The sequence below is a fragment of the Bacillus sp. RC240 genome (assembly GCF_044907945.1).
In the GTDB taxonomy this organism is placed as follows: Bacteria; Bacillota; Bacilli; order Bacillales; family Bacillaceae_G; genus Bacillus_A; species Bacillus_A mycoides.
In genome coordinates, this window is the sequence record NZ_JBIYCT010000005.1 from 333,357 (window position 1) to 355,079 (window position 21,723).

The following is a 21,723-nucleotide window of genomic DNA, read 5'->3' on the forward strand; positions in this document are numbered from 1 at the left end:
CGGATAACTTGAATAATTATTTGATAATGGTTATCATTTAGAGAGTCTTTTAATTTGGAAAAGGGAGGAAAGATATGCTACGTAAATTTTTTTCTTACTATAAACCGTACAAAGGTTTATTCGTACTCGATTTTTCCTGTGCAGTTATCGCAGGTTTACTCGAACTTGGTTTCCCGCTTATCGTAAATCAATTTATTGATAAGTTATTACCAGGACAAAACTGGACGCTTATTTTATGGGCTTGTTTCGGCTTGTTCGTAGTTTATGTGTTAAATGCAGGTTTGCAATATGTCGTTACATATTGGGGACATATGCTTGGGGTTAACATTGAAACAGATATGAGGCAGAAATTATTTGATCACATTCAAAAGCTATCATTCAGATTTTTTGATAATAATAAAACAGGTCATTTAATTTCACGTCTTACAAACGATTTAATGGAAATTGGGGAAATTGCTCACCATGGACCAGAAGATTTATTCATTGCCATTATGACTTTAGTTGGAGCATTTTCATTTATGATGATGATTAACTGGAAGTTAGCACTTCTAACATTCTTCGTAATCCCGTTCTTATTATGGTTGGCACTTTACTTCAATAAAAAAATGACAGGTACGTTTAGACGTTTATTCTCAGACGTTGCTGATTTCAATGCATGTATCGAGAACAATGTAGGTGGTATCCGCGTTGTACAAGCATTCGGAAATGAAAAGTTTGAGAAAGAGCAATTTGCTGTAAATAATGCTCGTTTCCGTACAACAAAATTAATGGCGTATAAAATTATGGCGTTAAATTCATCGATTAGTTATATGCTGATGCGTCTTGTAACACTCTTTGTATTAATATGTGGTACATGGTTTGTTCTGCAAGGTGAATTAACGTACGGTGGATTTATTGGATTTGTTTTATTAACGAATATTTTCTTCCGCCCAATTGAAAAAATTAATGCGGTTATTGAAAGTTATCCGAAAGGGATCGCTGGTTTTAAAAGATATGTAGAACTTCTGGAAACAGAGCCGGATATTGTAGATTCTAAAGATGCAATAGAAGTTAAACATGTACACGGCGATATTCAATACAATAACATCACGTTCGGATATGAAAATAAAGAGCCGATTTTAAACGATATTAGTTTGAAAATACATGCAGGTGAAACAGTTGCTTTCGTTGGACCATCAGGGGCAGGGAAAACAACACTATGTAGTTTATTACCTCGTTTTTATGAACACTCATCTGGATCAATTCAAATTGATGGCATTGACACTAAAGAGATGACTTTATCGTCACTTCGTAAGCAAATCGGAATTGTACAGCAAGATGTTTTCTTATTCTCAGGAACAATTCGTGAAAATATCGCTTACGGAAACTTAAAAGCTTCAGAATCTGAAATTTGGCAGGCGGTAAAACGTGCTCAGCTAGAGGACTTAATTTACTCGCAACCAGACGGTTTAGATACAGTTATCGGTGAGCGTGGTGTGAAACTTTCAGGAGGACAAAAGCAGCGCTTAGCGATTGCACGTATGTTCTTGAAGAACCCGCCAATTTTAATTTTAGATGAAGCAACTTCTGCGCTAGATACAGAGACAGAACTTGCTATCCAAAAATCACTTGCAGAACTATCTGTCGGTCGTACAACATTAGTTATCGCTCACAGGCTTGCAACTATTAAAAATGCAGATCGCATCGTCGTTGTAAATAAAGACGGTATTGCAGAACAAGGTTCACATGAGGAACTAATCGAACGAGGCGAGGGTTACAGCCGATTGTATGAGGCGCAGTTTAGTTCGTAAATATAATTTCTGCTGAATTAGTGCACCATAAGTAAGTGAAAATCTTATATGGGAGGCTATAAAGCATGATTGTAACAACAACTTCTACAATTCAAGGGAAAGAAATTATTGAGTATATCGATATCGTTAATGGCGAAGCAATCATGGGTGCGAATATCGTGCGTGACCTTTTCGCTTCTGTCCGTGACGTTGTCGGTGGTCGCGCAGGCGCCTACGAAAGTAAATTAAAAGAAGCGCGCGACATTGCAATGGAAGAGATGAAAACTCTCGCAAGACAAAAAAATGCGAACGCCATTGTTGGTATCGACGTGGACTACGAAGTAGTTCGCGAAGGAATGCTAATGGTTGCGGTGAGTGGGACTGCTGTCCGTATATAAAGTGAAAAGCCGTGCTGGTGCACGGCTTTTTGTTGTTATTGTGTCTAACATGATAGGTAGGGTGATATTCTATGTCGAAGCCTCGATATTTCTTGGGAAATGTGGAAGGTCCCGTCGATATATGGGGAAGACATTAGAGCGCTTCTTTACACTGCCGAATTCGAACTAATAATTTTTCGTATTCTTGTTCGAGAAATGTGATGTCATCATGCTGATTTGGAATAGAAATCCGGCTGATGATTTCAGTTAATTTTGTTTGTAATCGTAATAATTCTTGTTCAGTAACGTTTACAGAAGCTTGGGTGGTTCTTTTTGTGTATTGCTCGTAATTGCCGTGGAATATTCTTGGTTCGCTCTCATCTACTTGTAGAATATGGTTTGCAACAGAACGAATAAAGGCACGGTCATGGCTAATGAAAAATATTGTACCAGGATACTCCTGTAACATGCTTTCTAATTCTTCTTGCGTTGCCAAGTCTAAATAGTTTGTCGGTTCGTCGAGCAGAAGCATATTATAGTTTCCTAAAAATACTTTTGCGAGTGCAACCTTCATTCGTTCTCCACCACTTAAGATGTGCACAGGTTTATGAACATCTTCACGGCGGAATAGGAGCCGTGCAAGTATTGTTCGAACGAACGATTCTGTATAGTTTGTTTCTTCTAGAACGTTTTCTAAAATTGTTTTATCTGTTTTTAAAATAGATAATGTTTGTTCAAAGTATCCAATTTTACAACTTTTCGAAAGCTGAATGCCACGCTCGTTCGTGAGAAGCATTTTGAACAAAGTTGTTTTTCCGCTTCCGTTTGTCCCTAAAATAGCAAGCTTTGCCCCAGGGACAATTGTTCCATTCATATTTTTAAATAATGTGCGATCCCCTATTTTCTTCGTTGTTTTATTAAACTGAACAACTGCTTTACTATGAATTGGTGTGTGGTATTGTACGTCAAACTGAGCTTGAGAAAAGTCCTTCGGTTTTTCTTTCTGTTCCAACTTTTCAAGGCGTGTTTCTAGTGCTTTCGCTACTTTGCTAACATTTTCTTGCCCATGAGCCCCGCTGCACTTATAAAGTTTAGATTCAGATGAACTGAACCTTGTTGGGATTTTTGTCATGCTAGAAGCACGTTGCTTTCTTTGTGAAATTGACTGTTCTAACCGATTTTTTTCTTGTATATATTGATCATATTCTGCTTGCTTTTGTATTCGCTCACGTTCTTTTTGCTTTCGATAGTTTGAATAATTACCTTTATATTCTTGAATAGTACCGTCTTCAACTTCGATGATTTTTGTACATATGGCATCTAAAAGATCACGATCATGCGATATTAAAACAAGTGCACCTTTATAAGATAAAAGTGCCTTTTCTAATTGCTCTGTACCGAACATATCTAAGTGACTTGTTGGCTCATCAGCAAATAGAATGCCTGCATCTTGTTCGAGGGCATGGGCGATCTTTAGGCGCATTCGTTCACCGCCGCTCATTGAATTTGCGACGTTTGAAATATTCCATTTGCCCTTAGCGAGGGAAGAAGCGGTTTCCGGTATCCCCTCGCTAAGCTGTGGAATGATGGCGATAGAACTATGATGAGTTACTGTGCCTTTGTCAGCTTCTATTTCTTTACTTAATATTTGTAATAACGTAGATTTTCCAGCTCCGTTGACTCCGACAATCCCTATACGATCGTTTGCTTGAATTTCTAGTGATGGTAACGTAAATATGGTGCGATCACCAAAGCTCTTTTCGATATTACGTGCGATTAAAATAGTCATAAAAAAAACCTCCCTAGTTTCACTAGAGAGGATAAATGTCGCCCTTCAATGTAAAAATCGTACATAAATAAACGATTTTTTACATGATCGTATCGAAAGAAAGTATCGACAAATGGACAGACTAATCCTCTGCTAGTTTTCATCATTTTTGTTCACTATTTGTGATGGATGAAATAAATAAGAGAATTAGAACTTCATTGGTCAAAGTACCTTCCTTTCATAATATTATTTTTATTGTATGCGCATACAAATGGATTTGTCAAACTTATTTCTGTGTGCTATTTTTGAATTTATTATTATACAATTGTGCTTTTGCCAGCACCTCAGCATCGTTCTTGATTTCATCTAGTCCATTCGCATCCCCAATAATATACCCTTCAAATGATGAACCAACAAAATCAAAGATATATTGAAACTGGGCGATAAGCGGCAATGCTTTCAGTTTTGGACTGTCTCCGCCAACGATGACAACGTACATTTTTTTGCCTTTCATTTTTTCTTTGAAATGAAGAGATTTATTACGCAAGCTTTGTGACCAGCGATCAACGAAGTTCTTCATGTGGCCGCTCATTCCGTACCAGTATAGCGGTGTAGCGAAGATAATCGTGTCGTGCTCTAGCATGCGTTTGGTTAACTGCTCGTAATCATCATTTACAGGTTGAAATCCTTCTACATCATGGCGCTGATCTATGATTGGGTGGACGATATGATCACGCAAGTAAATTTGTTCTGTTTCAATCCCATCAATCACCATATGTGTTAAAGCTTCCGTATTTCCGTTTTGTCTTGAACTGCCATGTATAACAAACATGTAATCATCCCTTTTCTTTTGCTTGTTTTAGGAGTGAAACGTGTTTTTGTAAATTCGTTTGAATGTTGGAAAGTAATGTGATTTGCTTCGTTACCTCATCAAGTTTGTCTTCGTAAAGTGCAAGGATACTACTACACGGATTTTCGTAGAGATGTGGCTCGATTTCAAGGCAACGTAGCATTCGTTCTGTTTCTTCTAAATTTAAGCCGATTTGCAAGTACATTTGAATCAGCTCTACTTTTTCGATTGCACTTTCATCAAAATCACGGTAGCCATTTGCTAGGCGTTTCGAAGGAAGTAATCCCTTTTCTTCATAATGTCTTAGTGCCCTTTCGCTAACCCCAGTTTCTTTTGATAACTCTCCAATTCGCAATGCGTTTCACTCCTTTTACATGTATTGTAAACCTTCACACTAATGTGAAGGTCAACTCTGTTTTTTCGCAAAAGAATCTACGTGTTTTAAAAAGACTTGAATAGCTTTAGACGGGATAAAATATTTGCCGCGCACGATGGAGAATGGACGGATTAGCTCTTCGTTAGGAACAGGGATGTGGAATATTTCTTGTGCTAATAGTTCTTTTCGAACAGTCCAATCTGAAAGGATAGCGATGCCAAGACCGGCTGCAACGGCTTCCTTCACGCTTTGAATACTGCTAAATGTAAAGAAGCGTTTCATTTTTAAATGATGTTGGTGTATAAAGCGATCGCTATAGGCACGTGTGCCAGAGCCGCTCTCCCTTAATACCCAGACTTGATCTTGCAATGTATTTTCGTTAATTCCCTCGATATGGAGCAATGGGTGGTTTGGCGGGACGACGAGTTTCATTTCATCTTGCATAAAAGTTTCAACATCTACGTCAGCGTATACGACTTGGCCTTCCACTAAGCCGATATCAATTTGATTAGAGCGGAGGCTTTGCAAAACTTCTTCCGTATTGGAGATAAATGTATGAACTTCGACGTGTGCATTTTCATTGGCAAAGCGCGCAAGTATTTTTGGAAGTAAGTATTCGCCAATTGTAAAGCTAGCGCCGATGCGAAGTGTCCCTGTTACGACGTTATGCAGCGCATTAATTTCCTGTTTTGCATCTTCATAAAGTGAAAGCATTTGCTTTGCGTGTATGTATAATATGTTTCCAGCTTCCGTAACTTGGACGTGCTTTGGGGACCGCTGAATAAGTGTAGTCCCAAATTCATTTTCCAGGTTGCGAATGTGCATACTAACGCCAGGTTGTGAAAGGTTTAATAGTTCCGCAGCACGCGAAAAATGTTTTTGTTCAACGACAGTAACAAAAATCTTTAAAATGTCGACGTTCATTTGTTAGGCCCCTTTATTTTTGCTTTTATTTTATCATAAGTATTTCTGATGATAGGGATTAAATATTGATATTAAACTTATTATTAAAACTCTCTTATAATGTAACTAGAAAGAACATGCATGTTCCAATACGATTATTGGGGTGGTACAAAGTGGAACAAACACTTGTTATACAAAAGAAGAAGGGCTTTGGATTTTCGCAAGGTATTGGGATTACGTTATTAATCGCAATCGCCGCGAAATATTTAGCAGAGCTTCCATTTTTAAATATTATGGGACAATTAGTAATCGCTATTCTAATCGGGATGGTTTGGCGCGCGGCAATCGGGATTCCTCAAGAAGCGATAGTGGGAACGAACTTTGCGAGTAAGAAGTTGCTTCGCTTTGGGATTATTTTACTTGGAATGCGGTTAAATCTTGTAGATATTGCGAAGGCGGGGCCGAAAGTATTGGTCATCGCAGCGGTTGTTATTACATTTACAATTTTCGTTGTATATGGACTAACGAAAGTATTTAAAGTAGAAAAGAAACTTGGGATTTTAACAGCATGTGGGACGGCAATTTGTGGTGCGGCAGCGGTCGTGGCAATTGCACCGCAAGTGAAAGCGAAAGATGAAGAAGCAGCAGTCGGGGCAGCAATTATTGCAATTTTAGGTACAATATTTACACTTATTTATACGCTATTATACCCAGTGCTTGGCTTCTCACCGTACGGTTACGGGGTGTTTTCAGGTGCGACATTGCACGAAATTGCTCACGTTATCGCTGCGGCGGCGCCAGGAGGTAGCACGGCTGTAGATATCGCGGTTATTGTGAAATTAACGCGCGTAGCGATGCTTGTGCCAGTAGCGATTTTAATTGGATTATGGTTTGGTAAGAGCGAGGAAAGCAAGGAAAAAAGATCGTGGCGCGACCTTCCGATTCCTTGGTTCATCTTCGGATTTTTAGCAATGAGTGCGGTGCATTCGATTGGGATTATCCCAGAAGTTGTTGCCGGATATATTGTAGTAATTGCGTACATGCTTATTGCAATGGCAATGGCAGGGCTAGGTTTAAATGTAGAGTTTAAAACGTTCCGCAAATTAGGAAGTAGGGCATTCGTGGCAGGATTGATTGGCTCGGTTTGCTTATCTGTTCTTGGGTACGTTCTTGTATATGCATTAGGATTTATGTAGTAGCAAAGAGGCATCTTATAGGTGTCTCTTTTTTTACCTTTTTTTGTAAAGATATCTTTACTTGCAATTGGAAAATATTTATAATTAAAGTAAAGATATCTTTACTTTCGAAGGTGGAGCCTATGGGTGTAAAAAATACAATAAAAGAGTTAAGAAAGCAAAATCATATAACGCAAGTTGAAATGGCAAAGGCGATGCAAGTGACGCGGCAGACAATTGTGGCGATTGAAAACCATCATTATAACCCGAGTCTAGAGTTATCCTTAAAAATCGCCAAATATTTTGGGATGAAGGTGGAGGAAATATTTACGCTAGAGTAAGGGGAGAAAAAATGAACGATACTAAAAAATTATTTACCGGTGTGACTTTTGGATTGTTTTTGGGAGACATTGTAGTTCATATTATGAATCCGGCTATACCAATTTTATCAATCGTAGTGAGTAACATTTTAGCAATTGCATTTTTGATAGTGTGTGTGTATTACAAAAAGCGTAAGTACAAAAAAGAAGAACTTCCAGATATAGATGAGCGAGTAAATGAAAACATAAAAAGGTATGTAAATGTTTCATTTGTATGCGCGTTTTTATTGCTTATTGTTTATATTGTTGCGAGTAAAGCAATAGGCAGAGCTGTTATACCAGTGCAAGAAATATTTATGATATGTAGTTCCTTATTTGCGGGTAGTCTCATCATAGGAGTAATGGCGGGAAAACGGGCATAACGATAGGAGGAATGAAAATGCAAGATGAGTTTGAGAGATTTCAGTCGGATAAAGCGTTTAAATATTTAGGGTTGTTTTTAACAATGAGTTTAGCGGTATGGAGTTTGTATAATTTAATTGTTTATGGAAATGCGGGCATGCCATTTGTTTTATTTGTATTAGGACAGTTTGTTTATTTCTTTGTGAATTATTGGCCGAAGTGGAAGTATAGAAATAAGAAAGAGGCTGGTAATACATGAATAAGCAAGAAGTTATGAGGTTTATAGGAAGCTTATCTTTAGCGGGGCTTATTTTAAATACAAGTTTAGTCATTTTAAATATTTCGTGGGGAGCGATATTGATTTCAAATGTAGCACTAGTCATTTTATATGGTATTTCGGAATATAGAGAACAAAAGCGTTTGAAAGAAGAGGGAGTACCGTCGATTGATGAGCGAGTTGTGAATAAGATAAAGTCGTATTTTACGATTTGTATTACAAGCTTCATTTTCTTGTTCATTATGTATCTTTGTGTAAATAAGTATTTAGATAGGCAAGCAGTGCATGTAAATGAGTTATTATATATTGCTATTTTTGGTTTATTAATAAGTATGGCATCGACGAGTGTGTTAGCAACAAGGAATAGATAGAAAAAGGGGAACTGGGATGGGATTACCGGTATTATGTGTCGCTACGGCTATTTTTGCTTTGTTTTGGGGGATGCAAAATTTCTCTCGTAATCCAGTGCCAAGTATTTGTATTATGCTTGGTACTGTAGGTTTATCATATTATTTATTAGTTTCAACTCATTATCATAAAACAGCAACGAGTGTTGTTGTTGGCGCACTTATTTTATTTTGTGGGCGCTCTATACAAAAGGGATTATTTCCGTAAAAGCTGTTGATACAAAGAGTATAAACAGCTTTTTGTATTTTTTTTACAAAAGTCTTGAAAGTTACGTAACGTCATCTTTTATAATGAAGGGGAAGAGGTGATGGTAGTGATTTCAATACAACAATTGACGAAAGAGACAGGGGTAACAGTACGTACATTACGTTATTATGATCAAATAGATTTATTAAAGCCGAGCGGGAAAACGGAGGGTGGACATCGGTTATATAGTGAAACTGATGTCATTCGACTACAACAAATTTTGTTTTTAAAGGAAATGGGATTTTCATTAAAAGAGGCTGCGAATATGTTAGTAAAAGGTGAGCTTAACTTAAAGGATTCTCTTGAAAAACAACTTCGGTTTGTACAGGAAGAACAAAAGAAATTCAATCGAATGGAGCGTGTTTTACAAGCTGTTGTTTATTCGGTAGATGTGGAAGGAGAACTTGATTGGAAAGTTATGTTTGAACTTATTCAGCTTTCGAAACAGTCGTCTCGTATACGTGAAATGTTTCAAAATGAAGTATTTTCAAAGGAAGAACAAAAATTGCTTCATAACTTGCCGAATATGAGTGAAGAGGATCCGAATATTTTAGAATGGGTAGATTTATTAAAGCAATTACGTACTTTTATGAAAGACGGCAAAGAAGCCGCGAGTGATGAGGTACAAGGGGCAACGAAGAGATTAATGCAGAAGTGTTTAGAAATGGCCAATGGTGACGAAGCGTTTTTAGATAAGTTATGGGAAGTTAGAAAATCGAAGGAAGATTCACAGAAAATGAGCATGTATCCAATTGAAGAAGAACTTTTATTATATATGGATGAGGCTTTTCGTATATATGATGAGAAGGAGAGGGATAAATGAGTATACTCGCAGAATATCGTTGGTATTTTTTAATTGGGGCAGAAATTGTATTTTGGTTATCAGCTATCGGTTTCTTTTTACTTCGTTACGGATTCCGTTTGAAAAAGGCGAGTTTTATTATGGGGATTGTACTCCTCGTAAATGAAGTGTTTATTTTAACTTTAGGGGTAGTGGACTATTATCAAACAGGGAAGTTCTCTAATTTTCAAATCATTACGGTAATCATTTTATTATATGCAGTTTTTTATGGGAAAAAGGATTTGAAGAAATTAGATATATATGTACAAAAATTAGTTGCGAAGTGGCGGAATGAACCGGCGCCTATTATCGAAGAACCACTTGAAGTAACAGGGATGGCGCATGCGAAGCAGGAAATAAAAAATTGGGTTTTACATCTTATTTTGTTTGTTGCGGTTCATATATTCTTTTTCTTCATGTATGGGCTTATTCCGGTAGAGCAGTGGGGAAATTGGTTAGAGTCAGGAATCGTTTTAAATAAAACAGCAAGCCGTGTAAGCAAAGTGTGGGCTATTATTCTTTTAGTGGATACTGTGATTTCATTTTCATATGCTATTTTTCCGAAGAAGGAGAAAGGAAACAAGAAGCTACTTTCATAGAGGAAAGTAGCTTTTTCTAGTATACCAATAGTTTGTATAGGAGAGGATAACAACAGGAAAAAGAACAGGTTTCATATGCTTATTTCTCTTTAGTTTAGTAGCATGTTCACAACCTAACAGTGCAATTGATAGGAAGAATGATGTCTTTGCGAAGTGGGCAGAAATTTCTAATCTAGATAAATTCGAAAAGTTCATTTGGAATGTGGAACAAGGGAAAGCTGATAAAATAAGAATTGTACAGTATACACATGAAGGTGACCCGATTTTTCAAACGTTAGAGCATAGTGAGAAAGATATACTTTATGTGTTAGATAATAGGCAAGATCAATTTGCTGGTGACCATAAAGGGTTACATAAAGATAGTTGTAAAAGGATTGTTAAAGAGCAACGTGAATCAGAAACGGCATATAGGTTAATAGATTGTACGAATGAAAATGGGCGCAATGGATATGACTTATTATATGTACTTAAAAAATAGAGTTAGTAGGGGAAGGAAGTATTTATTCCTTCTTTTTTTATGTATATCTTGTCGAAAATTTTACCGAATATCTGTTCGTTTTTTTAGGTTTTTTATGGGCATTCGTGGTAAAATAATAATACAGATTTTTATGAGGAGGTCGGTTTTTAGTTGGAACATCCATTTGAAATTATCTCAGAGTATTCCCCGCAAGGTGATCAGCCGGGAGCGATAGAGAAGCTTGTAGAGGGAATTAATAGTGGAAAGAAAAAGCAAGTGTTGCTTGGAGCGACAGGAACGGGTAAGACATTTACGATTTCAAATGTCATTAAAGAAGTGCAGAAGCCAACACTTGTAATGGCTCATAATAAAACGTTAGCAGGACAGTTATATAGTGAGCTGAAAGATTTCTTTCCTAACAATTCTGTGGAGTATTTTGTTAGTTATTACGATTATTATCAGCCGGAAGCGTACGTACCACATACGGATACGTTTATTGAAAAAGATGCGCAAATTAACGATGAAATTGATAAATTACGCCACTCGGCAACGTCTTCTTTATTTGAAAGAGATGATGTTATTATCGTTGCGAGTGTTTCGTGCATATACGGTTTAGGTTCTCCGGAAGAATACCGCGAGTTAGTTGTTTCGCTACGAGTTGGTATGGAAAAGGACCGCAATCAATTGCTTCGTGAACTTGTTGATGTACAGTATGGACGTAATGATATTGATTTTAAGCGTGGTACATTCCGTGTGCGCGGGGATGTAGTTGAAATCTTCCCCGCATCACTTGATGAGCATTGTATTCGAATTGAATTTTTTGGGGATGAAATAGATCGTATTCGAGAAGTAAATGCATTAACGGGTGAAGTATTAGCAGAACGTGATCATGTAGCAATCTTCCCGGCATCTCACTTCGTTACACGTGAAGAAAAGCTGAAGGTCGCTATTGAAAATATCGAAAAAGAATTAGAAGAGCGTTTAAAAGAATTAAATGATAACGGTAAGTTGTTAGAGGCGCAGCGCATAGAACAGCGAACGCGTTATGATTTAGAAATGATGCGAGAGATGGGCTTTTGTTCAGGGATTGAAAACTATTCCCGTCATTTAACACTTCGTCCAGCAGGTTCAACGCCGTATACGCTTTTAGATTATTTTCCAGAGGATTTCTTAATCGTTATGGATGAGTCGCATGTATCGGTTCCGCAAGTAAGAGCGATGTATAACGGGGACCAAGCACGTAAGCAAGTGCTTGTTGATCATGGATTCCGTCTGCCATCAGCTTTAGATAATAGACCGCTCACGTTTGATGAGTTTGAAGAGAAAACGAATCAAGTTATTTACGTTTCGGCAACGCCAGGACCGTACGAGTTAGAGCAGTCACCGAAAGCAATAGAACAAATTATTCGTCCAACAGGGCTTTTAGATCCACCAATTGATATACGACCAATTGAAGGACAAATAGATGATTTATTAGGAGAAATCCATGACCGGATTGCGAAAAATGAACGTGTATTAATTACGACTTTAACGAAGAAAATGTCAGAGGATTTAACGGACTATTTAAAAGATGTAGGAATTAAAGTGAATTATCTTCACTCTGAAATTAAAACATTAGAGCGTATTGAAATTATCCGTGATCTTCGCCTTGGTAAGTTTGATGTACTTGTCGGTATTAACTTATTACGAGAAGGATTAGATATTCCAGAAGTATCACTTGTAGCTATTTTAGATGCTGATAAGGAAGGGTTCCTACGTTCAGAGCGTTCATTAATTCAAACAATTGGTCGTGCGGCGCGTAATGCAAACGGCCGCGTTATTATGTACGCAGATCGCATAACGAGATCAATGGGAATTGCAATTGAAGAAACACAGCGTCGTCGTAGTATACAAGAAGCTTACAATGAAAAGCATGGTATTACGCCGAAAACGATTCAAAAAGGAGTACGTGACGTTATTCGTGCGACAACAGCAGCTGAGGATACGGAAATATATGAAGCAACACCAGCTAAGAAGATGACGAAAAAAGAACGTGAAAATACAATTGCGAAGATGGAAGCAGAGATGAAAGAAGCAGCAAAGGCATTAGATTTCGAGCGTGCAGCTGAATTAAGAGATTTACTATTAGAATTAAAAGCGGAAGGGTGAAAAGAGTGAGTAAAGATTTTATTGTTGTAAAAGGTGCTAGAGCGCATAATTTAAAAAATATTGACGTAACCATTCCGAGAAATCAGCTTGTTGTTGTGACGGGATTGTCTGGTTCGGGGAAATCATCGTTAGCATTCGATACGATTTATGCAGAGGGACAGCGTAGATACGTGGAATCTTTATCTGCGTATGCGCGCCAGTTTTTAGGGCAAATGGATAAGCCGGATGTTGATATGATTGAAGGTTTATCTCCAGCGATTTCAATTGATCAAAAAACGACGAGTCGTAATCCTCGTTCAACGGTTGGAACGGTAACGGAGATTTATGATTATTTACGTTTATTATTCGCACGAATTGGTACGCCGATTTGTCCGAATCATGGAATTGAAATTACATCACAAACAGTGGAACAGATGGTAGACCGTGTTCTTGAATATCCTGAACGTACGAAGTTGCAAGTATTAGCGCCTATCGTGTCTGGGCGTAAAGGTGCGCATGCGAAAGTATTAGAAGATATTAAGAAGCAAGGTTATGTTCGTGTGCGCGTTGATGGAGAGATGCTGGATGTATCTGAAGAGATTACTTTAGAAAAAAATAAGAAGCATTCAATTGAAGTTGTTATTGACCGTATTGTTGTGAAAGAAGGAATTGCAAGCCGACTTGCAGATTCACTAGAAAGTGCTTTAAAGCTTGGCGGGGGCCGAGTTTTAATCGATGTAATGGGAGAGGAAGAACTTCTATTTAGTGAACATCATGCTTGCCCACATTGTGGTTTTTCAATCGGAGAATTAGAGCCGCGTATGTTCTCGTTTAATAGTCCGTTCGGCGCGTGTCCTTCTTGTGATGGACTTGGATCGAAGTTAGAGGTAGATTTAGAACTTGTTATTCCGAACTGGGATGTATCATTAAATGAACATGCGATTGCTCCTTGGGAACCGACAAGTTCACAATATTACCCGCAATTATTAAAATCTGTGTGTAATCATTACGGCATCGATATGGATATGCCGGTGAAAGATATACCGAAGGATTTATTTGATAAAGTGCTGTACGGAAGCGGGGAAGAGAAGCTTTATTTCCGCTATGTGAATGAATTTGGTCAAGTAAAGGAAAATGAGATTTTATTTGAAGGTGTTATTCCGAATATTGAGCGTCGTTATCGTGAGACGAGTTCTGATTATATTCGTGAGCAAATGGAGAAATATATGGCAGAGCAAGCTTGTCCGAAGTGTAAAGGTGGACGCTTAAAGCCTGAGAGTTTAGCTGTGTTCGTTGGTGATAAAACGATTGCCGATGTAACGAAATATTCTGTTCAAGAAGTACAGGAGTTCTTCTCAACTGTTGAGTTAACGGAGAAACAACAAAAAATTGCTCATTTAATTTTAAGAGAAATTCAGGAACGTGTTGGGTTCTTAGTGAACGTCGGTTTAGATTATTTAACGTTAAGTCGTGCCGCAGGAACTTTATCAGGTGGTGAGGCGCAGCGTATTCGTTTAGCGACACAAATTGGTTCTCGCCTTACTGGCGTACTTTACATTCTTGATGAGCCTTCTATTGGTTTGCATCAGCGTGATAATGATCGTCTTATTCGTACATTGCAGGAAATGCGTGATTTAGGAAATACGTTAATTGTTGTTGAGCATGATGAAGATACGATGATGGCTGCTGATTATTTACTTGATATCGGACCTGGTGCAGGTATTCATGGTGGTCAAGTTGTATCAGCAGGTACACCAGCTGAAGTTATGCAAGACGAGAATTCATTAACTGGGAAATATTTAAGCGGTAAAGAGTTTATTCCGGTACCACTTGAAAGACGTAAAGGTGACGGACGTAAAGTGGAGATTGTCGGTGCGAAAGAAAATAACTTAAAGAATGCGAAAATGTCATTCCCTCTAGGAACATTTGTAGCAGTAACAGGCGTATCTGGCTCTGGAAAAAGTACGATAATTAATGAAGTACTATACAAATCATTAGCTCAAAAGCTATATAAAGCGAAAGCAAAGCCAGGGGCTCATAAAGAAATTAAAGGTCTTGAGCAGTTAGATAAAGTTATTGATATTGATCAATCACCAATCGGGCGTACACCACGTTCAAATCCGGCGACATACACTGGCGTATTTGATGATATTCGTGATGTATTTGCGCACACGAATGAAGCGAAAGTACGTGGGTATCAAAAAGGACGTTTCAGCTTTAACGTAAAAGGCGGCCGTTGTGAAGCGTGCCGCGGTGATGGAATTATTAAAATCGAAATGCATTTCTTACCAGACGTGTATGTTCCATGTGAAGTTTGTCACGGTAAACGTTACAACCGTGAAACGTTAGAAGTGAAATATAAAGATAAGAATATTTCTGAAGTGTTAGGGATGACAATTGAAGATGGGGTAGAGTTCTTTGCTAATATCCCGAAAATTAAGCGTAAACTTCAAACTCTTGTAGATGTAGGGCTTGGTTATATGAAATTAGGACAACCAGCTACGACGTTATCAGGTGGTGAGGCGCAGCGTGTGAAATTAGCTTCTGAATTACATCGTCGTTCTACAGGGCGTACGTTATACATTTTAGATGAGCCAACGACTGGCTTACATGCACATGATATTGCACGCCTTCTAGAAGTGTTGCAACGTCTTGTTGAGAGTGGTGAGACGGTACTTGTAATTGAGCATAATTTAGATGTTATTAAAACAGCTGATTATATTATTGACCTTGGACCAGAAGGCGGAGACAAAGGCGGACAAATCGTTGCTTCCGGAACGCCAGAGCAAGTAGTGAAAGAAGAGCGCTCTTATACAGGTAAGTATTTAAAAGAGATTTTAGATCGTGATAAAGCAAGAATGAAAGAGAAGATAAAAGAAGTAGAATTATCGCAATAAGTTTATTTATGAAAACCGAGTGGGAAGTACACTCGGTTTTTATTTCATAGGGGGATAAAATGGAGTTTTTAGATGTTTTGAGAAAGAAAAATATGAAGGTGAGAGAGTTTCAAAAGTGGGGAATATACTTTAGAAAACGCTGGGAGGATAACTTTGCGAATCATTTGAGTTATGAAGAGAAAGAAGAGATTCATTTGTACGGGGATAAATATAGCTGTGGTTATTTGTGGCACATATTTAGTTATGAAAAGAAGAAATGTTTAGAAGGTGAAGCAGCAGAGAGAGCGTTTCATAATGAAGTGAAAAAGGATTGTTACATATTCTATCAACATTGTGATGATGCACTGCTAATAAAGGATGCAAGTTTATTACATATGGAGGATATATTACGGGAGACAGACGATGCGTATAAAGGTGATATATATATTGTAGACAAAGACTTTACTTGGACCTTTGTGAAAACGCACGAACATAGATGGTGTGGTCCTTATTTTACTAGGAAATGTTAGTAGGTATACAAGCGTAAAGAATAGAATAAGTTGGTATAAGTATTTGTATGATACTTGCGTTTATTGTCTATTAGCGTATGATGAAATATATATGTTAAAAGGATGTGTAAGGAAATGAGATGGATTGTATCACTTCTTGTAAATAGCGTTGTGTTAATCGCTGTATCCGGACTTTTAAAAGGGGTTGCACCAGACGCATTTTACATAGCAAATATACAAACTGCAATTATTGCGAGTATTATATTGGCGATTTTAAACGTATTTGTAAAGCCGCTTTTAATCTTAATTACGCTACCGATTACTCTTGTAACTTTCGGTTTCTTCTTAATTGTTATTAATGCGATTACGTTAAAGATGACGGATTCGTTATTAGGAGACGCCTTTAATATATCTGGATTTGGTGTAGCGATTGTTGCGGCAATTTGTATTTCTATTTTTAATATGATAATTGAAAAAGTAATTGTTGAACCATTACATGAAAAAAAGAGAAAATGACAAAAAGAAAAACATTTCATGATTCATATGAAATGTTTTTTTCTATTTATTAGAAACCGAGTTTCTTGTTTCCAGAAAAAAATGGTACAATATCCGATAGAATGGAATTTTACATCAAATGAGACTGAACCCGCAGCGGAGTGGAGGTTTATACATATGCCGAAAGTAAGGACAAAAGATTTAATTGAACAATTTCAATTGGAGTTAGTAAGTGGTGAAGAAGGGATTCATCGTCCGATTGATACGAGTGATTTATCGCGACCTGGAATTGAAATGGCAGGATTTTTTACATATTATCCAGCTGATCGCGTGCAGCTTCTTGGAAAAACGGAGCTTACGTTCTTTGATACGTTAACGACAGAGCAAAAGCAAGAGAGAATGAAAGCGCTTTGTACTGAGGAGACGCCTTGTATTATTGTAACTCGTAATCAAGATGTACCGGATGAGTTATTACAAGCATCACGTGAATCAGGCGTGCCTTTATTACGTTCTGCTCAAACGACGACGAGATTATCAAGTCGTTTAACAAACTATTTAGAAGGTAAGTTAGCGCCAACAACAGCTGTTCATGGTGTGTTAGTAGATATTTATGGTGTTGGTGTTTTAATTACAGGTCAAAGTGGTGTCGGGAAAAGTGAGACAGCGCTTGAACTTGTAAAGCGTGGTCACCGCCTTGTTGCGGATGATAGCGTAGAAATTCGTCAAGAAGATGAAGATACATTAGTAGGGAGCTCACCTGATTTAATTGAGCACTTATTAGAAATTCGTGGTCTAGGTATCATTAACGTAATGACGTTATTCGGTGCAGGGGCAGTACGAAATTATAAACGTATTACACTTGTTATTAATCTTGAAATTTGGGATCAAAAGAAAAATTATGATCGCTTAGGTCTTGATGAAGAGAAGATGAAGATTATTGATACAGAACTTACGAAGATTACACTTCCAGTTCGTCCTGGTCGAAACTTGGCTGTTATTATTGAAGTAGCAGCGATGAACTTCAGATTAAAACGTATGGGAGTCAATGCGGCACAACAGTTCTCTGAACGATTAATGAGTGCGATTGAGTTAGGAAATCAAGAGTAGACTCTGGAGAGGGAGGTCATATATATGCTGTTAGGTTCTGTACCACAGCTTGACCGTATAGCAGTCCAACTTGGGCCGTTCCCTGTTTATTGGTATGGGGTTATTATCGGTACAGGTGTGCTATTAGGTCTTTGGCTAGCAACTCGCGAGGGAGAAAGGCTTGGTATTCACAAAGATACATTTATCGACCTTGTATTAATCGCAGTACCAATTGCCATTCTTTTTGCGAGAATGTATTATGTCGTTTTTGAATGGGAATATTATTCGCAAAATCCGAGTCAAATTATTAATATTCGTCAAGGTGGTTTGGCGATTCATGGTGGTTTAATCGGGGCTGTTATTACAGGAATCCTTTTTGCGAAACGACGCGGGCTTTCATTCTGGAAGTTAGCGGATATTGCTGCGCCGAGTATTTTACTAGGACAAGCAATTGGCCGATGGGGAAACTTTATGAACCAAGAGGCGCATGGTGATGAAGTGACGAGACAGTTTTTAGAAGGTCTTCATTTACCGGATTTCATTATTAATCAAATGTACATTGATGGTGTGTATTATCACCCAACGTTTTTATATGAATCATTATGGAACTTTGCAGGCGTTATTTTACTACTCGCGTTACGAAAAGTGAATTTACGCCGTGGTGAATTATTCTTCACATATTTAATTTGGTATTCAGTGGGACGCTTCTTCGTAGAAGGTTTGCGTACAGATAGTTTAATGCTAGGACCACTTCGTATTGCACAAGTAATGTCTATTGGAATTGTTGTTATTTCTATCATTTTCATTATTGTGAGACGAAAAATGGGGCAAGCTGATAAAAGATATTTAGAAAATTAGAGAAAAGTAGCATCTTATATAAGATGCTGCTTCTTTCATATTCAGGTAATGAAAGGATTAAGGACGATGAAAATAAATACAGTGTTATTTGATTTAGATGGAACGTTAATTAATACAAATGAACTTATTATCTCTTCTTTTTTACATACGTTAAATCACTATTATTCTAATCAGTATAAGCGTGAAGATGTATTGCCATTTATCGGTCCATCTTTGCATGATACTTTTAGTAAGATTGATGCAAGTAAGGTTGAAGAGATGATTACATGTTATCGTCAATTTAATCATGAGCATCATGATGAATTAGTGGAAGAGTATGAAACTGTATATGAAACGGTTCAAGAATTGAAGAAGCAAGGTTATAAGATCGGCATCGTTACAACGAAAGCGAGACAGACGGTTGAAATGGGATTAAAGCTTTCGAAACTGGATCAGTTTTTTGATGTTGTCGTGACGATTGATGATGTGGAACATGTGAAACCACATCCAGAACCACTTCAAAAAGCACTCGAATTATTAGATGCAAAGCCAGAAGAAACATTGATGGTTGGTGATAATCATCATGATATCGTCGGTGGACAAAATGCAGGTACGAAAACAGTAGCGGTTTCATGGACATTGAAAGGTAGAGCGTATTTAGAAGCGTATAAACCAGATTATGTGCTAGATAAAATGAGTGATTTACTACCGATTTTGTCCCGCATTAACGGGTAGTAAGATTCCTGCCGGTTAAAGTGTCACTTTATATAAGTAGAGGAGAGAGTTCAGTGCGACGGACAACGCGCTATCTTGTTTCAGGAGAAAATTCATTGTGGAATGTGTATAAAACAGTTTCTTTTTGGAAGGTAATGAAAAACTTTATTATCATCCAAATCGCACGTTACACGCCATTTTTATCCGTAAAGAATTGGTTATATCGCACGTTTTTACGGATGGAAGTAGGAAAGAAAACGTCGTTTGCACTTATGGTAATGCCAGATATTATGTTTCCAGAAAAGATTACTGTGGGAGACAATTCAATTATCGGCTATAATACAACGCTTTTAGCGCATGAATATTTAATTCGTGAGTATCGACTCGGAGAAATCGTCATAGGGAATGAAGTTATGATTGGAGCGAATACGACAATTTTACCAGGTGTGACAATTGGAGATGGAGCTATCGTTTCTGCAGGCACACTTGTCCATAAAGATGTACCAGGCGGCGCTTTCGTAGGCGGAAATCCGATGCGTATTATTTATACGAAAGAGGAAATGGCCACTAGAGAAGGTTGATGTTAAAAATGTAACATTTCCCTTCTCTTTTTATGAATAAAAAGGAAATAATTGATTATAATATACTGTTTTGTTTTTTACGGAATCGTTTATACTTATAGATAGAAGAATGTGTGAACGAAGAAAACAAAAAACTGGAGGATATATGGGGAAAAATCAAAGAATATATAAGGAGAACGGACAAGTTATCTCTTTTAATCAGTTAGCGGACTTCTTTTATAAAAAAGGGATGAGGGCTTATAAAGGGCAAAAATTGCAAGATGCAATTAAATATTTTCGAAGAGCAGCACAAAGCGAGAAGGAGCCGTTTATTTTATGCCAACTAGCAATAGCATTATCTGAATCTGGTGAATATCAAGAGTCGAATCAGATATTTCTAAAGCTTGTTAGATCCAATCCTGAACTTGAGCAATGCTATTATTTTATTTCAAATAATTATGCATATATGGGCTTGTTTCAACAGGCGAAGAAGTATGCAGAGCGATATTTAGAAGTTGCGGAAGAGAAGGAATTTGTAAAAGATACATTAGAATTGCTTGAGATTATGGAAGAAGATGCAATGGGTGCGGAAGAGATTGAGGATGAAGATGAGCTAATTGTTATGCAAGAAGAAGCGAACCGCTACATTCGTAACGGACAATTAGAAGAGGCGATTGCTACACTAGAAGTTGTTACGAAAGAATATCCAGAATTTTGGTCAGGACATAATAATTTAGCGATTGCACATTTTCAATCAGGTAATGTAGATCAAGCGCTTAAGTTAACAGAAATGATTTTAGAGAAAAATCCTGGTAATATGCATGCGCTTTGTAATACGCTTATTTTTCTATATTCAATTGGAGAGCATAAGCAAGTAGAGTCATTAGCGGGGCAGTTAGTTTCGGTATATCCAATTTCATTTGAGCATCGTTTGAAACTTGGAACAACGCTTGCAACAATTGGTCATTTTGAACCTGCATATAAATGGTTCAAAGTATTAAAGCGTCAAGGGTATGAAGGAGACGTCAGTTTTTATTACTGGTTTGCATACTCTGCGTATATGGTGAAGGAACAGCAAGTAGCTGAAAAAATGTGGCAACATGTTGTAGAATTGCATCCTGATAAAAAAGGAAAAGAACCGTGGAATGCACTGAATTTAGCAGATGAAGGACAAAATCTTTTATTTGAAGAGTTACGAAAATCATTTCAGCAAAGTACGACGCTAGAAGAGAAAATGCTAGCTTTATATTTAATGAATGAATTGTCAACACCAGAGAAGGTTGGATTCTTCTTTGATGTAACGCAAGCGAAAAATGGTGTTCCAATCGTATCGCAACTTGCAAAATATTTCTTTTTACTTAATAGTCATAAAAGTATCCCAGCTGATTTACAGCAATTTGAACAGTGCGTACGAATCGCGGATGCATTATACAATTATACGAAAAAAGACGATGAATTAATCGAAGAGTGTTTAAATTTTTGGTTTTGCACGTTCATACGTTTATATACATCTGGAGCGACTTTTACAAATGTGTACGGCTGGTCAGCGGCAATTGAATACATTGTGCGCGGCGAACAAAGAAATAAGATGACACAGGCAGAGCTTGGTGATGTATATAATGTATCTGTAGCGACTGTACGAAAGTATGTGCAGGCTGTTAAGCGCACGCACACGTAGGGTAGGCAAATCATTGGGAAAAAAATGATGCTAACAGTATAATGAGGGTAACTTAATGTGTATGAATGAATGG

At 37.6% G+C, this 21,723-nt stretch carries 24 protein-coding genes; 20 read left to right on the top strand and 4 right to left on the bottom strand.

Annotation, left to right across the window (positions count from 1 at the left end):
- The first annotated feature begins 74 nt into the window (after positions 1 to 74).
- The gene (locus ABH955_RS19005; protein WP_002089591.1) at positions 75 to 1,790 is read left to right on the top strand and encodes an ABC transporter ATP-binding protein; all 1,716 of its coding nucleotides are present in this window, start codon (positions 75 to 77) and stop codon (positions 1,788 to 1,790) included.
- Positions 1,791 to 1,855: 65 nt separating this feature from the next.
- Positions 1,856 to 2,167, top strand: coding sequence for a heavy metal-binding domain-containing protein (locus tag ABH955_RS19010; protein ID WP_002068307.1), 312 nt, complete (start codon positions 1,856 to 1,858; stop codon positions 2,165 to 2,167).
- 133 nt (positions 2,168 to 2,300) lie between these two features.
- Here ABH955_RS19010 and abc-f read toward each other — a convergent pair whose 3' ends face one another.
- From abc-f to ABH955_RS19030, 4 genes are all read right to left on the bottom strand, one after another.
- The gene (gene abc-f / locus ABH955_RS19015) at positions 2,301 to 3,935 is read right to left on the bottom strand and encodes a ribosomal protection-like ABC-F family protein (protein ID WP_404491489.1); all 1,635 of its coding nucleotides are present in this window, start codon (positions 3,933 to 3,935) and stop codon (positions 2,301 to 2,303) included.
- Between the two features lie 265 nt (positions 3,936 to 4,200).
- Positions 4,201 to 4,746, bottom strand: a complete 546-nt coding sequence (locus ABH955_RS19020; protein ID WP_404454608.1) for a flavodoxin family protein — start codon at positions 4,744 to 4,746, stop codon at positions 4,201 to 4,203.
- Between the two features lie 4 nt (positions 4,747 to 4,750).
- Positions 4,751 to 5,119, bottom strand: a complete 369-nt coding sequence (locus ABH955_RS19025) for a MerR family transcriptional regulator (RefSeq protein ID WP_002016114.1) — start codon at positions 5,117 to 5,119, stop codon at positions 4,751 to 4,753.
- 51 nt (positions 5,120 to 5,170) lie between these two features.
- Positions 5,171 to 6,064: a LysR family transcriptional regulator gene (locus ABH955_RS19030; RefSeq protein WP_044439365.1), complete on the bottom strand. Its 894-nt coding sequence runs from the start codon at positions 6,062 to 6,064 to the stop codon at positions 5,171 to 5,173.
- A gap of 152 nt (positions 6,065 to 6,216) precedes the next feature.
- On the opposite strand from ABH955_RS19030, the gene ABH955_RS19035 reads away from it, so the two are divergent.
- From ABH955_RS19035 to ABH955_RS19120, 18 genes are all read left to right on the top strand, one after another.
- The gene (locus ABH955_RS19035) at positions 6,217 to 7,239 is read left to right on the top strand and encodes a YeiH family protein (protein WP_404491490.1); all 1,023 of its coding nucleotides are present in this window, start codon (positions 6,217 to 6,219) and stop codon (positions 7,237 to 7,239) included.
- Positions 7,240 to 7,361: 122 nt separating this feature from the next.
- Positions 7,362 to 7,559, top strand: coding sequence for a helix-turn-helix transcriptional regulator (locus tag ABH955_RS19040; protein ID WP_002143740.1), 198 nt, complete (start codon positions 7,362 to 7,364; stop codon positions 7,557 to 7,559).
- An 11-nt stretch (positions 7,560 to 7,570) separates the two neighbouring features.
- On the top strand, positions 7,571 to 7,960 hold the full coding sequence (locus ABH955_RS19045) for a hypothetical protein (protein WP_404454601.1): 390 nt from the start codon (positions 7,571 to 7,573) through the stop codon (positions 7,958 to 7,960).
- 17 nt (positions 7,961 to 7,977) lie between these two features.
- Positions 7,978 to 8,199 carry a hypothetical protein gene (locus ABH955_RS19050; protein WP_002143738.1) on the top strand — a complete coding sequence of 74 codons (222 nt, stop codon included), beginning with the start codon at positions 7,978 to 7,980 and terminating at the stop codon, positions 8,197 to 8,199.
- A complete protein-coding gene (locus tag ABH955_RS19055; protein WP_012261978.1) occupies positions 8,196 to 8,588 on the top strand; it encodes a hypothetical protein in 393 nt (130 codons plus the stop codon). Before ABH955_RS19050 ends, ABH955_RS19055 begins: the two co-directional genes overlap by 4 nt.
- Positions 8,589 to 8,604: 16 nt before the next feature.
- Entirely contained in the window at positions 8,605 to 8,832 is a 228-nt protein-coding gene (locus ABH955_RS19060; RefSeq protein ID WP_404454598.1) for a hypothetical protein, read from the top strand.
- A gap of 100 nt (positions 8,833 to 8,932) precedes the next feature.
- The gene (locus ABH955_RS19065; RefSeq protein ID WP_404454595.1) at positions 8,933 to 9,694 is read left to right on the top strand and encodes a MerR family transcriptional regulator; all 762 of its coding nucleotides are present in this window, start codon (positions 8,933 to 8,935) and stop codon (positions 9,692 to 9,694) included.
- On the top strand, positions 9,691 to 10,311 hold the full coding sequence (locus ABH955_RS19070) for a hypothetical protein (RefSeq protein WP_404454592.1): 621 nt from the start codon (positions 9,691 to 9,693) through the stop codon (positions 10,309 to 10,311). The genes ABH955_RS19065 and ABH955_RS19070 overlap by 4 nt, the downstream gene beginning before the upstream one ends.
- A 46-nt stretch (positions 10,312 to 10,357) precedes the next feature.
- On the top strand, positions 10,358 to 10,789 hold the full coding sequence (locus ABH955_RS19075; RefSeq protein WP_404454910.1) for a DUF4362 domain-containing protein: 432 nt from the start codon (positions 10,358 to 10,360) through the stop codon (positions 10,787 to 10,789).
- Between the two features lie 150 nt (positions 10,790 to 10,939).
- Complete coding sequence (uvrB, locus tag ABH955_RS19080) at positions 10,940 to 12,916, top strand: excinuclease ABC subunit B (protein WP_002016097.1); 1,977 nt, start codon at positions 10,940 to 10,942, stop codon at positions 12,914 to 12,916.
- 5 nt (positions 12,917 to 12,921) lie between these two features.
- Positions 12,922 to 15,792 carry an excinuclease ABC subunit UvrA gene (gene uvrA, locus ABH955_RS19085; RefSeq protein ID WP_002016096.1) on the top strand — a complete coding sequence of 957 codons (2,871 nt, stop codon included), beginning with the start codon at positions 12,922 to 12,924 and terminating at the stop codon, positions 15,790 to 15,792.
- Positions 15,793 to 15,851: 59 nt separating this feature from the next.
- Positions 15,852 to 16,301, top strand: a complete 450-nt coding sequence (locus ABH955_RS19090; protein WP_404454589.1) for a DUF4275 family protein — start codon at positions 15,852 to 15,854, stop codon at positions 16,299 to 16,301.
- 114 nt (positions 16,302 to 16,415) lie between these two features.
- Positions 16,416 to 16,796: a phage holin family protein gene (locus tag ABH955_RS19095; protein WP_002089574.1), complete on the top strand. Its 381-nt coding sequence runs from the start codon at positions 16,416 to 16,418 to the stop codon at positions 16,794 to 16,796.
- A 156-nt stretch (positions 16,797 to 16,952) separates the two neighbouring features.
- A complete protein-coding gene (gene hprK, locus ABH955_RS19100; protein ID WP_002016091.1) occupies positions 16,953 to 17,882 on the top strand; it encodes an HPr(Ser) kinase/phosphatase in 930 nt (309 codons plus the stop codon).
- Positions 17,883 to 17,906: 24 nt separating this feature from the next.
- Positions 17,907 to 18,719 carry a prolipoprotein diacylglyceryl transferase gene (gene lgt / locus ABH955_RS19105; protein ID WP_002016090.1) on the top strand — a complete coding sequence of 271 codons (813 nt, stop codon included), beginning with the start codon at positions 17,907 to 17,909 and terminating at the stop codon, positions 18,717 to 18,719.
- A gap of 66 nt (positions 18,720 to 18,785) precedes the next feature.
- Complete coding sequence (gene ppaX / locus ABH955_RS19110) at positions 18,786 to 19,433, top strand: pyrophosphatase PpaX (RefSeq protein WP_002112826.1); 648 nt, start codon at positions 18,786 to 18,788, stop codon at positions 19,431 to 19,433.
- A gap of 53 nt (positions 19,434 to 19,486) precedes the next feature.
- Positions 19,487 to 19,993 carry an acyltransferase gene (locus tag ABH955_RS19115; RefSeq protein ID WP_404442095.1) on the top strand — a complete coding sequence of 169 codons (507 nt, stop codon included), beginning with the start codon at positions 19,487 to 19,489 and terminating at the stop codon, positions 19,991 to 19,993.
- A 145-nt stretch (positions 19,994 to 20,138) separates the two neighbouring features.
- Complete coding sequence (locus ABH955_RS19120; RefSeq protein ID WP_113936266.1) at positions 20,139 to 21,650, top strand: tetratricopeptide repeat protein; 1,512 nt, start codon at positions 20,139 to 20,141, stop codon at positions 21,648 to 21,650.
- The last annotated feature ends 73 nt before the right edge of the window (positions 21,651 to 21,723 follow it).